The following is a 12,559-nucleotide window of genomic DNA, read 5'->3' as shown; positions in this document are numbered from 1 at the left end:
TAAAATATCACCGGTCAGTAGGTAGGCGACGCTAAACGCAATGGTAAAGTGCAAGGCTGCGAATGTCAGTGTCTTTTTCATGGTGAAGTCCAATGCTCTGTCGTGTCGATAGAGATATTATTGATAATTATTTGCATTAAAGAAAATTGGACAATTCGATAAATTCAATAGGTAAAAACTATTGAATAAGCCGTCGTGACTCAGGGCTGGGAGTTGAACAGGGAAAGAAAAAGGGCGCTCTGTTGAGGGCCCTATTGATAAAAGGAGACGTCTCGCAACGCGGCGCGCCGGTTACGCGTTTGGCTTAACGACCATAACGTTAATCGGAGAGTTCTGTACGACTTTACTTGCCACAGAGCCTAGAACGACTTTATCGATTTTTGAACGCTTGTGGCTTGGCATGATGATGAGATCCGCCCCCAGTTTTTCAGCGTAGTCCAAAATGGTGCTATAGGGTTTACCTTCTGCCACATGGGCTTTGTACACCACATCTTCATCAATGTGCTGCGCCGCGAACTGCTTGAGTTGCGTTTCGACATCTTGCTTCATTTTCTTCGCCGCATCTTTGGGGAAGTAAGTGGCGACCATCGACATGTGAATACCCGGAAGCACGTTCAGCAGGTGAATTTCTGCGTTCGAGTGCTTCGCATGCCAGACTGCCAGTTCGACGGCTCGGTCACAAAAGCCTTTGTCATTGAGGTCAACGGGAACAAGAATTTGTTTGTACATGTTTAGTTCTCTGATTGATACCCGCTAAAGTCCGCGCTCGTTAGGAGCGCGGCTTTGCTTGGTATGAGTGTTATTAGGCGCCAAGCTGTTCCTTACGAGCTCGTTTTTTCTGGTTGAGACCCATGGCGATCAAAATAAGCAGAGCAGGGACAAATACCCACTCCTTCATTGGACGATCGGCATCCTGGACCACCCATTGGATCTCCCAATCGAAGTCAATGCCCGCCGATTCCGCTGGGCTGCCAAACTCGACCATATCAACAATCATTTTGCCCGCGTCTTCGGTTAACATCAGACCCATAGAGGCAAGGCGATCGTCCGCTGATTTCGCGTTATCTTCGAAAGGCAAGCGCACCGTCTTCTCAACGATATCCCCTTCCAGAGTTTCCCCTGAGACTCGTAATTCGAGCGATTCTCCCACTTTTAGTGTTTCAGTAATTTGAGCCACCTCAACACCCGGTGAAAGAACTTTCGCTGGGTACAACATATCCCACCAGAAACCCGGGCGGAAGAAGGAGAAGGTCAGCACCAGTAGCAGTACCGTTTCCCACCATTTGTTCTTGGTGAACCACCAACCTTGTGTCGCGGCGGAGAATATCAACATCGCAATAATGGAGGAGATGATGGTTAAGGCGAGATGCCACCAGGTATCAATCCCCATCAACAGCAGTTGCGTGTTGAAGATGAACATAAAAGGCAATATCGCGGTTCGAATATCGTAGGTAAAGCCTTGAATACCAGTACGGATAGGATCCGATTTGGCAATGGCTGCCGCTGCGAACGCCGCCAAACCGACCGGTGGCGTATCGTCGGCTAAGATGCCGAAGTAGAACACAAACAAGTGCACTGCGATCAATGGGATGATCAAACCGTGCTGCGCGCCCAAGGTAACGATAACGGGTGCCATCAGGGTAGAGACCACAATGTAGTTTGCCGTCGTCGGAAGACCCATGCCCAAGATCAAACTGATCAAGGCTGTAAACAGTAGCATCAAGATGATGTTACCGCCGGAGATGAACTCGACAAAGTCTGTCATGACGAGGCCAATACCGGTTAAGGTGACTACCCCGACGACCGTACCCGCTGCCGCCGTGGCGACGCCGATACCAATCATGTTACGCGCACCAGAGACGAGACTCTCAGCCAAATCGACGAAGCCTTCTTTTGCTGGCTCAAGCAGATTGCTTTGTTTCGCCATCAACGCCATTAATGGACGTTGGGTGATCAAAATAAAGATCATAAACACGGTTGCCCAGAACGCGGACAGACCCGGAGAGAAGCGCTCCACCGTCAAACACCACACTAGGACCACAATGGGTAGCAGGTAATGCAGGCCAGATTTCACCGTTGGGCCGGGATCGGGCACTTCGGTCAGTTCAGCATCAATCTCGATGGCGCCTTCGTGCGCGTACTTGGCGGAGATCTTAACCAAAGCCACGTAGGCGACCAGTAGGGCGACAGTGACAATCGGCGTCGCCGCAGCACCAAAGACATCCTTGGTCCAACCCACGCCGTAGTAAACCAAGGCACTGATGATACACAGCCCCAAAATGGTACCAGTAAACGACAGCAGGCTTTGAACTAAGGTCGGATTGTGACGACGAGGTAGACCTGTCATGCCCGCTTTACACGCTTCTAAGTGAACGATGTAAATCAGCGCAATGTAGGAGATCAGCGCCGGTAGCAGCGCTGCTTTGATCACTTCGACATAAGAGATCCCGACATATTCCACCATCAAGAATGCCGCCGCACCCATGATAGGTGGCGTCAACTGACCATTGGTCGAGGCAGCCACTTCCACGGCCCCGGCTTTGGTGCCAGGGAAGCCAACACGTTTCATCAGTGGGATGGTAAAGGTCCCCGTGGTCACTACGTTGGCAATCGAAGAGCCCGATACCAGACCTGAGAGGCCAGAAGCGACAACGGCGGCTTTTGCTGGGCCACCACGCATGTGACCAAGTAGCGAGAAGGCCACTTTAATAAAGTAAGCGCCAGCCCCAGCGCGCTCAAGCATGGCGCCAAAGAGGACGAAAAGGAAAACAAACGAGGTCGAGACGCCCAGTGCCACACCAAATACGCCTTCGGTGGTGAGCCAAAGGTGAGACATGGCTTTATTGAGGCTCGCCCCTTTGTGAGCGATGACATCTGGCATGTAAGGGCCGCCGAAGGTATAGAGTAAAAATACCGCGGCTACCGCCATCAATGGTGGCCCAAGTGCTCGGCGTGTCGCTTCAAGGAGCAAAATCATCCCAGTGACCGCGACCACAATATCTAATGTGGTCGGCGCGCCAGAGCGACCCGCGAGCTCGGTGTAGAACAAGTAGATGTAGGCAGCAGAAAAGCTGCCTGCCAGCGCCAATAACCAGTCCACCACGGGAATGGTATCGCGCGGAGAGTTTTTCATGGCCGGATAGGCAGTAAAGGCAAGAAAAACCGCAAACATGAGGTGAATGGAACGAGCTTCGGTGTCGTTCAGTACGCCAAAATTGAAAATAAACGGCAAAGGTGAGGCATACCAAAGTTGGAAGAGTGACCAACAAAGCGGCACAAACCATAAGATACGTCCGGCGATACCGCTAGGAGCACGCGCGCCAGTATCGGCTTGGGCAACCATTTCTTGCACATCAGGAGACGGAGTGGTTGTCTTCGACATGGTCTTTATCCTTGTTATAAATGATTCATTCGGTCACGACGTCAGTCGCAGTCAGAATCTTTATTGGCCTCTTTCAGTGTAGCGAAAAGAAGCCATATTGCTTTATTCCTGCCCACGCGCCGCCCAGCGTATTGGCATTGTGTGGGGAAGAGTGACCTTGATTGCATCGTCGACGTGCCATGCGCGGCGAGTTCTGCATTCTCAGTACCGTTGGGTTATTACTATAAAACGAAGAAGGGTTTCAAAAATGTGAAACCCTAAAAGAGACATTGGGAGCGGCCCTTATGCGGGCGCTACAAACCCGAGCGCCATGTCCCGGGTTTGTACAAAGTGGCTTACTTCAGTAGGCCAACTTCTTTGTAGTATTTCTCTGCACCTGGGTGAAGAGGGATAGAAAGACCAGCTTTTACCATGTCTTCTTTCTTCAGGTTTGCAAACGCAGGGTGTAGGCGCTTGAAGGTATCGAAATCTTCAAATACCGCTTTCGCTACGTTGTACGCGACGTCGTCAGACACGTTGGCTGTGGTCACCATAGTCGCTGCCACACCAAAACTGTTTACGTCGTTTTCAGTGCCGCGGTACATGCCGGCAGGTACTGTGCTGTATGCGTAGTAAGGGTTGTTTGCGACGATGGCATCGATTTTCTCGCCCGTTGCAGAAACTAGCTTCGCATCACATGATGTGGTCGCTTCTTTGATCGATCCATTTGGATGACCCACAACGTAAACGAACGCGTCAATTTTGTTGTCACACAGCGCTTGAGAACGCTCAGAGCCTTTTAGCTCAGACGCTAATTTGAAGTCCTCGTTGGTCCAACCCATGGCTTCCATGACCACACCCATGGTTGCACGGTCGCCAGAACCCGGGTTACCGATGTTGACGCGCTTACCTTTTAGGTCAGACACGTTGTCGATGCCCGCATCACTGCGTGCGATGATGTTAAATGGTTCGGTGTGTAGAGAGAACATAGCGCGTAAATCTTTGTACGGGCCTTGTTCAGCAAACTTACTTGTACCGTTGTAACCGTGATATTGCCAGTCAGACTGAACGATACCAAAATCCAGCTCACCAGCACGGATGGTGTTGACGTTGTAGATCGAACCACCGGTTGATTCTACAGAACAACGAATATTGTGTTCTTTACGGCCTTTGTTCACCAGTTTACAAATGGCGCCGCCCGTCGGGTAGTAAACACCCGTAACCGAACCTGTACCAATTGTGATGAACTCTTGTGCGTTAACGGCGCCAGCACCCATTACAGCAGCTGCAATCGCACCGACTTTAATAAGTTTGTTCAATGCCATGAATTTCCCTTCCTTATTCATTATTAGCCCCTTAGCAAGTGTAGTTGCTTTGGGCGTTTCCTCTTACTGGAAACGGCATCTTTTTCAATCCGTATGTTGAAAAAGTGGCTGAATAATACCAAAAAATTGGCACATAATTACACGTATGTTAACTAATGTAGCGATTTGGGCTGATTGTGAGGAGAATGTATAGGGATTGTTCTGTGATGATTTTTTCAGTAAATCAATTACTTACGGTTGCTTTGTCGTGATTGTTGGATTTTAATCAGGATGTGATGCAGATCACGCTGAATGAGCGTCAGCGCGATCATCAAAAGCGTCAATAATATGAAACGTTAGCCAGTGTACTCGAACAATTCGCACACTGATTTGAACAGTTGCTTGGTCGTGATGCTCAGTGTTGGGGTAATAAAGATGGTGTCATCACCGGCGACAACGCCCAAAATACCTTCTGCTTTGCCTAAAGAGTCCAATAAACGGGCAATCAGCTGCGCCGCGCCTGGGCCTGTGTGAATCACGACTAAGGCCTCGTTGTGATCGATATCGAGCACTAACTCACGCAGTGAGCTTGAAACGGTAGGGACACCCAGTTCGGCAGGCAAGCAGTAGACCATCTCCATTTTGGCGTTGCGAGTACGCACTGCGCCAAACTTAGTCAGCATCCGTGAGACTTTTGATTGGTTGATGTTGTCAAACCCTTCATTTTTCAGTGCATCAACGATGTCACCTTGCGAGCCAAATCGCTCTTCTTTCAATAGGGCTTTGAACGCTCTCACTAAGCTATCTTGTTTTTCTGAATGGCGCATGTTTCTTCCACCAGTAGTGTCTATACAGGAAGTGAATATTCTCGCATAGCTATGCAGTTATAGCTATGGAAAAGCTGAAATTCTGTCTAGCGTATCACTGTAAACTGGCGAAAAACGCCAAGGACAAAAGAGGGCTTAACCCTTTGTCATACAAGGTAGAACAGGGGATAATGCGCGTGAAATTTGTAGCACGTTAATGGTGGATTGCGCAAGGTCGCAAAGCTGACGTTAATTGATTGTAATCAGGATGTGATTGGTTTAGCTTGGACACACCTGAGTACAGAATACCCTACAAGATACATATAAGAGATCCATCTCAAGGAGAACTACAATGAAAGTAGCTGTTATTGGTGCCGCTGGTGGCATCGGTCAAGCCCTAGCCCTTTTACTGAAAAACCGCCTTCCTGCAGGCTGCGATCTGGCTTTGTATGACATTGCGCCAGTGACGCCGGGTGTAGCTGCGGATCTAAGCCACATCCCAACGCCTGTGTCTATCAAAGGTTACGCCGGTGAAGATCCAACACCTGCACTTGAAGGTGCCGATGTTGTTCTTATTTCTGCAGGTGTGGCTCGTAAGCCAGGTATGGATCGCGCCGATTTGTTTAACGTCAACGCAGGTATCGTTAAGTCGTTGGCAGAAAAGATCGCGGTGGTCTGCCCGAAAGCCTTAGTGGGCATCATCACTAACCCAGTGAATACGACAGTGCCTATCGCAGCTGAAGTGCTTAAAAAAGCGGGCGTGTACGACAAGCGTCGTCTGTTTGGTGTAACGACACTGGACGTGATTCGCTCTGAAACCTTCGTGGCTGAATTGAAAGACAAAGATCCAGGTCAAGTGCGTGTACCGGTGATCGGTGGACACTCTGGCGTGACGATTCTTCCACTACTGTCTCAAGTGGAAGGTGTGGAATTTAGCGCCGAAGAAGTGGCCGCTCTCACCAAACGCATTCAAAACGCAGGTACAGAAGTGGTTGAAGCGAAAGCGGGTGGCGGTAGCGCAACGCTCTCTATGGGCCAAGCTGCGTGTCGTTTCGGCCTTGCGTTGGTGAAAGCACTGCAAGGTGAAGAAGTCATCGAGTACGCGTACGTTGAAGGTGATGGTGAGCACGCCCCATTCTTTGCTCAACCAGTGAAACTGGGTAAAGAGGGTGTTGAAGAAGTGCTTAGCTACGGTGCGCTCAGTGCGTTTGAGAAAGACGCGCTTGACGGCATGCTAGAGACACTAAACGGTGATATCCAAACCGGTGTTGAGTTCGTGAAATAACGACCAACCACTCTGATTTGAGCGGCCTCCTTGTGAGGCCGTTTTTATTTGTCGCGTCTGACGGTGATCCTGACGATGGCACTTCTCGTAAACAGGCAAAAAAGAGGAGTCACCCAATGGACGTGTGTCAAGTTACAAAAGGTATGATGGTCGAATGCGCTGAGGGGCGAGGCGAAGTTTTGGTGGTCGACAGACAGACTAACATCGCCTTAATCCAAGATCCAAAGTCAGGCTTTCAGTTCGCGGCGCTGGTGAGTGATCTCGCCAATGTGCGAGAGTCGTACGGCGAATGAATGACGCGCTTGGGGAAGGGCCCATCTTCTCCCTTACTTAATCTTGCTAATCAACCTCTCTTGCCGAGCAATATCTACGGACAATAAAAGCGAAAAAGCGAGCCGGGTTAGGCTCGCTTTTTGTTTAGAGTTCCTCAGGTTAGAGTCCCCTAAGGCAACCTGAACATTGCCGTTATTTGCGCACCGCAATCGCTTCGATTTCAATGCCGACATCTTTGGGTAGACGTGCCACTTCTACACAAGAGCGTGCAGGGTAGTTGGCGACGTTGTGCTCATCAAAAAACTGACCGTACACTTCGTTCACCGTACCAAAATCGTTCAAATCTTTGACAAACACCGTCATCTTCACGATATCTGAAACCGTCAAGCCTGATGCTTCTACCACGGCTTTGACGTTTTCTAGTGATTGGCGTGCTTGAGCGGCAATATCTTCTGCGACCTCACCGGTTGCAGGATTGACTGGGATTTGTCCAGAGGTCAGAACCATGTTGCCAAGGTCAACGCCTTGTACGTATGGGCCAATCGCTGCTGGTGCTGATTCTGTATGAAGTACTTTGGTCATGTCTCTCTTCCTGAATGAGTGTTTAGCTGATGAGATAGTAACGCTTACAGGGCCGAGTGCTCGACGAGTGAGGCGTTCGCTTAATAGAGCAGTGTGCCGTGAATCCCTTGATGGGTAAAGAAAAATGAAGAGTAAAGAAAAAATGAAAGGTAAAGAAAAAATGAAAGGTAAAGAAGCATCCCCGCAGCGGCGGGGATGAAATGGGTCTGTGGAGAGTGAGCTTAGCGCTCAGTGACCACTTCGCGTGAGAACACTTTTTCACAGTACTTACACTTAAGGCGAAACTCGTCTTTTTTCTCAATTACCGCGAAACTGCTTTCTACCGGTTCATTGTGGGTAATGCAGTTGCTGTTCGGGCAGGCAAACACATTGTTGACTTGACGTGGAAGCTCAAGAGCGAGCTTTTTCACTACGCGGTAATCTTCAATCTGATTGACGGTTGCATGAGGGGCGTACAGCGCCAGTTTATTGGCTTGCTCTTCGCTGATAAAGACGTTTTCAATCTTGAGCAGATCTTTATGGCCCAGTGCGGAGGAAGGGAGGTTCAACCCAACCGTCACGCGTTGGTTTGACTCATCCATTGAAAATAGCTTCAGGACCTTGATGCCCATTTTCGCGGGAATGTGGTCAATCACGGTGCCGTTTTTGATGGCTTCAACTTGCAACTGTTTTTCTTTTGCCATGATGGGAGTCTCCTGCGATTAAAGGTCTGGATTAAGGACAAGGGCGAGTAGCGCTTCACGAGCGTAAACGCCGTTTTCAGCTTGCTCGAAGTAGTACGCGTGGGGTGTTTTATCGACATCCACGGTGATTTCGTCGACGCGTGGCAGTGGGTGAAGCACTTTCAAGTTGTCACGTGCACCTTCAAGCATGGCTGCCGTTAAGATGTAGGCCGATTTGATGTGGGCGTATTCAGACTCATCAAAGCGCTCTTTTTGCACGCGTGTCATGTACAGCACATCCAGCTCAGGGATGACACTTTCCATATCGGTATGAAGGCTAAATCGAATACCGGCTTCTTCGAGCTCTTCGCAGATGTAATCAGGCATCGCTAACGCTTCAGGTGCAATAAAGAAGAAGCGAACGTTATCAAATTTCGCCAGCGCTTGAGTCAGCGAGTGTACAGTGCGGCCATATTTAAGATCACCGACGAAGGCAACGTTGAGGTTGTCTAAGCGGCCTTGGGTTTCGGCAATCGAGAAGAGATCGAGCAAAGTTTGCGTCGGGTGCTGGTTGGCACCATCGCCTGCATTGATCACAGGTACACCTCTAGAAAACTCCGACGCCAGACGCGCCGCGCCCTCTTGAGGATGGCGCATCACAAAGGCATCCACATAAGAAGAGATGACCTGCACGGAGTCAGCCAGGGTTTCGCCTTTTTTCGCCAGAGAGGTGTTGCCACCATTATCAAAGCCGATCACGTCGCCACCAATACGTTGAATCGCGGTCTCAAATGAGAGTCGAGTGCGTGTCGAGGGTTCAAAGAAGCAGCTCGCGACCACTTTATTTTTGATTAAATCTGGGTTTGGCTCAGCTTTGAGTTGACCTGCGGTTTTGACAATCAATTCCAGCTCTTCACGTGAAAGCTCAGGAATGGAGATAATGTGCTTGTTGTAAAGCGAGTTTGTCATAATCATCTTCCCAGTTGTATGCGTTAGGCATGAATAATAAGTGTTAGGCATAAAAAAGCCCCCCATAACGGGAGGCTTTACAAATCAATGAAGATAGAGAAACGTCGCATCAATAAGCCATTTTGCTTATGTGCAGTAACACGCTTTGTAACACACCAACGACGTGACATATTTCACTATCTCCAGACAAATTGCCGAGCATTATACGCCGAACTTTGCGCAGAGCAAGCGATTGCATCGCGGTTTTTTGTGTCGATCTGTGTTCGATACTAGCTACCCAATGTGGCAACCATCACAGCCTTAATGGTGTGCATTCGGTTTTCTGCCTCATCGAAGACGATCGAGTGCTCAGATTCAAACACCTCCTCGGTCACTTCGAGGCCGTTCATGCCATATTTCTCGGCCACTTGTTTGCCAATGGTGGTCTCATCGTTGTGAAAAGCGGGCAGGCAGTGCATGAATTTGACGTGCGGGTTGCCGGTCTTTTCAAGCGTTGCCGCATTGACTTGATACGGGGTCATTTTGGCCACGCGTTCATCCCACGCTTCAGGCGCTTCACCCATCGACACCCAAACGTCGGTGTAAAGGAAATCACAACCTTCCACGCCTTGCGCCACATCTTCGGTCAATGTGATGCGTGCCCCTGTTTGCGCAGCGATGGTTTGGCAAGTGTCCACCAACTCAGCCTCGGGCCAAAAATCTTTCGGTGCGACTAGGCGAATGTCCATACCCATTTTGGCTGCTCCAACCATCAAAGAGTTGCCCATGTTGTTGCGTGCATCACCGAGGTAAGCAAAGCGCATTTGGTGCAACTGTTTTCCTCGCCCATGTTCGAGCATGGTAAGAAAGTCGGCCAAAATTTGCGTCGGGTGAAACTCATCGGTCAAACCATTCCAAACTGGTACCCCAGCGTATTGACCCAGCTCTTCGACGATCGCTTGACCAAAACCGCGATATTCAATGCCATCGTACATGCGACCCAGTACGCGCGCGGTGTCTTTCATTGACTCTTTATGGCCAATCTGTGAACCCGATGGGCCGATGTAAGAGACTTGCGCGCCTTGATCAAACGCGGCGACTTCAAACGCGCAGCGAGTTCGTGTCGATGACTTTTCAAAGATAAGGGCAATGTTTTTACCCACGAGCTTCTTTTGCTCCGTCCCGGCATATTTCGCTTTTTTTAAATCCGCAGAAAGGTCGAGCAAAAATTGGATCTCTTTGGGGGTAAAATCAAGCAGCTTGAGAAAGTTACGATTACGAAGATTAAAAGCCATACACCAGTCCTTGAATCGGTATTCATTATTTGCCAATAGTTAAACATATCTGACGGTTGTTTGTGAATAATTATTTTAAAAATAAAGCGAGATATAGATAATATCCCGCTTTTTGTGACTATTAATGCTTAATGTGGTTGTGAGTGACAGGGCGGCTTAGCGAGGTTACAAGTTCTCTTCCGCAAATTCTGCCAAGCGACTGCGCACCACACCGTTGAGGTGAATATTGGCGCTGCCTTCAAAGTTTTTAAATCGCTCGACCATGTAGGTGAGCCCCGAGGTCACCGGCGTGAGGTAGTGGGAGTCAATCTGCGCTAAGTTACCGGAGCAGACAATTTTCGTCCCTTCGCCACAACGGGTGATGATGGTTTTGATTTGAGACGCCGTTAGGTTTTGGCACTCATCCAACAGCACGAACGCATTCTGAATGGAGCGTCCGCGCATAAAGTTGATCGATTTGAACTGGATGTTGGCTTTGTCGCAAATGTACTTGAGCGATCCCTCCGTACAGTGATCATGTTTGTGCAGCGCTTCCAAGGTATCGGTAACCGCCGCAAGCCAAGGCATCATCTTCTCTTCCTCGCTGCCGGGCAAGAAGCCGATTGACTCGCCAATATCGGGCGTATTTCGGGTGACGATGATTTTATCAAACATACCTTTTTCGATAGTCTGCTCAAGTGCACTGGCCAGCGCCAACAAGGTTTTCCCGCTGCCCGCAGAGCCCGTCAAGATGACCAAATCGATATTGGGATCGAGCAGCGCATCAAGGGCCATGCCTTGGTAAATGTTTTTTGGAGTGATGTCCCACGCCTTACGGTGCATCAACCGCTCCCGGCTGAGATCTTTAATGGTGATCTTGTCGCTAGTGATGTCCTCGACTCGACCGGCAAAGTCGCTCGAATCGTCCAAGACATATTGATTAATGTAAGTGGGTTCAAACGGCTCGCGCGGCAATGTGTGGTAAGTGCGGCCGTGAATGGTTTGGCTGTCGACTTCATCGACCTTGCTCCAAAACTCCCCTTCGATCTGTTGGTAACCTTTGGTGAGGTATTGGACATCATCGATCAGTTGGTCGGTGCGATAGTCCTCAACAAAACGTACTCCCGCCCCTTTGGCGCGTAAACGCATGTTGATGTCTTTGGTAATGAGGATCACTTCTCGCGGCGCACGCTTGTTTTGTAAGTAGAGCACGGCGTTGAGAATGCGGTTATCACCGGCTTTGTCTGCGAAGGCTTTGACGGTTTCTTGCAGTTCGAAATCCGCCAAAATGGCGATGTGACCAGTGCTTTCTTTATCGCGGTTGATGGGGATGCCTTCTGATATTTCATCGGGCGTGGCGTCTTTAAACAGTGCTTCGAGCGCGCGAATGGCGACGCGGGCGTCGCGAGCCACATCGCGTTTGCTGTCTTTGATTTTATCGAGCTCCTCGAGGACCGTCATCGGTATGACGACATCGTGCTCTTGGAATGAGTAGATTGCGTGAGGTTCATGAAGAAGGATGTTGGTGTCTAAAACGAATAGTTTCCGTTCCGTATCACCCATAAGCGTCTCCTTGCCGCAGCGCGGCTTGCTTACCTGTCATACGCAGCACGGCGTGTGCGCCATGTCAGGTGTATCCTCATCGTGTGAGGTAACTTGCAGTCATTTTGCAGTGACACCTTCAGTGAGCAGGAAGCTGACATGGCTTAGTCGTTGCCCTGTCGATTCAACATGCCGCCTAACAAGGCGTCGCTACAAACCCGAGTGGATCATCAACGTAGTGAGTCAGCGTTTTTCGTGCTGACCGTTTGGTTCACTGTACCGCTCTCTCGATGGATTGCATTTCTTGTGCCGTGTTAGGGGTAAAGCCAAGAAAGTGCCAAGGTACTAACCCATTGTCAGAGATGCGCCTGCCCTTAAAGTATAAGTCAGTTTCCATCTCCTCTACTTTAGAAATGCCACTTCTTTTTTACACTTTGATGTCAGCCAGAAAGTGGCAAAAAATTTGTTGAGAATTGAGGTGTTTGTGCGTGACCAATATCACAGCTTCGAGTACCATTAGCG

12 protein-coding genes are annotated in these 12,559 nt (G+C 49.5%); 2 read left to right on the top strand and 10 right to left on the bottom strand.

Annotated features, from left to right (window positions below; genetic code table 11):
• The 5 genes from AC6R0L_RS05620 to argR form a co-directional block, all read right to left on the bottom strand.
• Nucleotides 1-81, bottom strand: an 81-nt coding sequence (locus tag AC6R0L_RS05620; RefSeq protein WP_500628531.1) for a DUF2061 domain-containing protein, incomplete at its 3' end; no start/stop codon positions are given.
• 210 nt (nucleotides 82-291) lie between these two features.
• Nucleotides 292-729 (bottom strand): universal stress protein, encoded by a 438-nt coding sequence (locus AC6R0L_RS05615; RefSeq protein WP_334555054.1) that lies wholly within the window; start codon nucleotides 727-729, stop codon nucleotides 292-294.
• Nucleotides 730-802: 73 nt separating this feature from the next.
• Nucleotides 803-3,382, bottom strand: a complete 2,580-nt coding sequence (locus AC6R0L_RS05610; protein ID WP_500628529.1) for a TRAP transporter permease — start codon at nucleotides 3,380-3,382, stop codon at nucleotides 803-805.
• Nucleotides 3,383-3,717: 335 nt separating this feature from the next.
• Entirely contained in the window at nucleotides 3,718-4,686 is a 969-nt protein-coding gene (locus AC6R0L_RS05605) for a TAXI family TRAP transporter solute-binding subunit (protein WP_500628528.1), read from the bottom strand.
• Nucleotides 4,687-5,021: 335 nt separating this feature from the next.
• Nucleotides 5,022-5,492 (bottom strand): transcriptional regulator ArgR, encoded by a 471-nt coding sequence (gene argR / locus AC6R0L_RS05600; RefSeq protein WP_334555057.1) that lies wholly within the window; start codon nucleotides 5,490-5,492, stop codon nucleotides 5,022-5,024.
• 331 nt (nucleotides 5,493-5,823) lie between these two features.
• Between argR and mdh the strand changes: the two genes are divergently transcribed.
• Together mdh and AC6R0L_RS05590 are read left to right on the top strand one after the other, a co-directional pair.
• Entirely contained in the window at nucleotides 5,824-6,756 is a 933-nt protein-coding gene (gene mdh / locus AC6R0L_RS05595; RefSeq protein WP_334555058.1) for a malate dehydrogenase, read from the top strand.
• A gap of 116 nt (nucleotides 6,757-6,872) precedes the next feature.
• Nucleotides 6,873-7,049: a hypothetical protein gene (locus AC6R0L_RS05590; protein ID WP_500628527.1), complete on the top strand. Its 177-nt coding sequence runs from the start codon at nucleotides 6,873-6,875 to the stop codon at nucleotides 7,047-7,049.
• Nucleotides 7,050-7,221: 172 nt separating this feature from the next.
• Here the strand turns inward: AC6R0L_RS05590 and AC6R0L_RS05585 are convergent, their stop codons facing one another.
• The 5 genes from AC6R0L_RS05585 to AC6R0L_RS05565 form a co-directional block, all read right to left on the bottom strand.
• Complete coding sequence (locus AC6R0L_RS05585; RefSeq protein ID WP_500627084.1) at nucleotides 7,222-7,611, bottom strand: RidA family protein; 390 nt, start codon at nucleotides 7,609-7,611, stop codon at nucleotides 7,222-7,224.
• Between the two features lie 221 nt (nucleotides 7,612-7,832).
• Nucleotides 7,833-8,294 carry an aspartate carbamoyltransferase regulatory subunit gene (pyrI, locus tag AC6R0L_RS05580; protein WP_334555061.1) on the bottom strand — a complete coding sequence of 154 codons (462 nt, stop codon included), beginning with the start codon at nucleotides 8,292-8,294 and terminating at the stop codon, nucleotides 7,833-7,835.
• Between the two features lie 18 nt (nucleotides 8,295-8,312).
• Entirely contained in the window at nucleotides 8,313-9,242 is a 930-nt protein-coding gene (gene pyrB, locus AC6R0L_RS05575; RefSeq protein ID WP_500628526.1) for an aspartate carbamoyltransferase, read from the bottom strand.
• A 269-nt stretch (nucleotides 9,243-9,511) separates the two neighbouring features.
• Entirely contained in the window at nucleotides 9,512-10,516 is a 1,005-nt protein-coding gene (locus AC6R0L_RS05570; protein WP_334555063.1) for an ornithine carbamoyltransferase, read from the bottom strand.
• 165 nt (nucleotides 10,517-10,681) lie between these two features.
• Nucleotides 10,682-12,058 carry a PhoH family protein gene (locus AC6R0L_RS05565; RefSeq protein WP_487901762.1) on the bottom strand — a complete coding sequence of 459 codons (1,377 nt, stop codon included), beginning with the start codon at nucleotides 12,056-12,058 and terminating at the stop codon, nucleotides 10,682-10,684.
• Nucleotides 12,059-12,559: the final 501 nt, after the last annotated feature.

The sequence above is a fragment of the Vibrio sp. R15-SG3-ISO1A genome, assembly GCF_059833955.1.
This window is presented reverse-complemented; position numbering and strand designations above follow the sequence as displayed.

Excerpts from the sequence above, each read along its gene's own strand:
- AC6R0L_RS05610 (WP_500628529.1), bottom strand. The coding sequence starts at position 3,382 with ATGTCGAAGACAACCACTCCGTCTCCTGATGTGCAAGAAATGGTTGCC.
- AC6R0L_RS05605 (WP_500628528.1), bottom strand. The coding sequence starts at position 4,686 with ATGGCATTGAACAAACTTATTAAAGTCGGTGCGATTGCAGCTGCTGTA.
- pyrB (WP_500628526.1), bottom strand. The coding sequence starts at position 9,242 with ATGACAAACTCGCTTTACAACAAGCACATTATCTCCATTCCTGAGCTT.
- pyrI (WP_334555061.1), bottom strand. The coding sequence starts at position 8,294 with ATGGCAAAAGAAAAACAGTTGCAAGTTGAAGCCATCAAAAACGGCACC.
- mdh (WP_334555058.1), top strand. The coding sequence starts at position 5,824 with ATGAAAGTAGCTGTTATTGGTGCCGCTGGTGGCATCGGTCAAGCCCTA.
- AC6R0L_RS05585 (WP_500627084.1), bottom strand. The coding sequence starts at position 7,611 with ATGACCAAAGTACTTCATACAGAATCAGCACCAGCAGCGATTGGCCCA.
- argR (WP_334555057.1), bottom strand. The coding sequence starts at position 5,492 with ATGCGCCATTCAGAAAAACAAGATAGCTTAGTGAGAGCGTTCAAAGCC.
- AC6R0L_RS05615 (WP_334555054.1), bottom strand. The coding sequence starts at position 729 with ATGTACAAACAAATTCTTGTTCCCGTTGACCTCAATGACAAAGGCTTT.
- AC6R0L_RS05565 (WP_487901762.1), bottom strand. The coding sequence starts at position 12,058 with ATGGGTGATACGGAACGGAAACTATTCGTTTTAGACACCAACATCCTT.
- AC6R0L_RS05570 (WP_334555063.1), bottom strand. The coding sequence starts at position 10,516 with ATGGCTTTTAATCTTCGTAATCGTAACTTTCTCAAGCTGCTTGATTTT.
- AC6R0L_RS05590 (WP_500628527.1), top strand. The coding sequence starts at position 6,873 with ATGGACGTGTGTCAAGTTACAAAAGGTATGATGGTCGAATGCGCTGAG.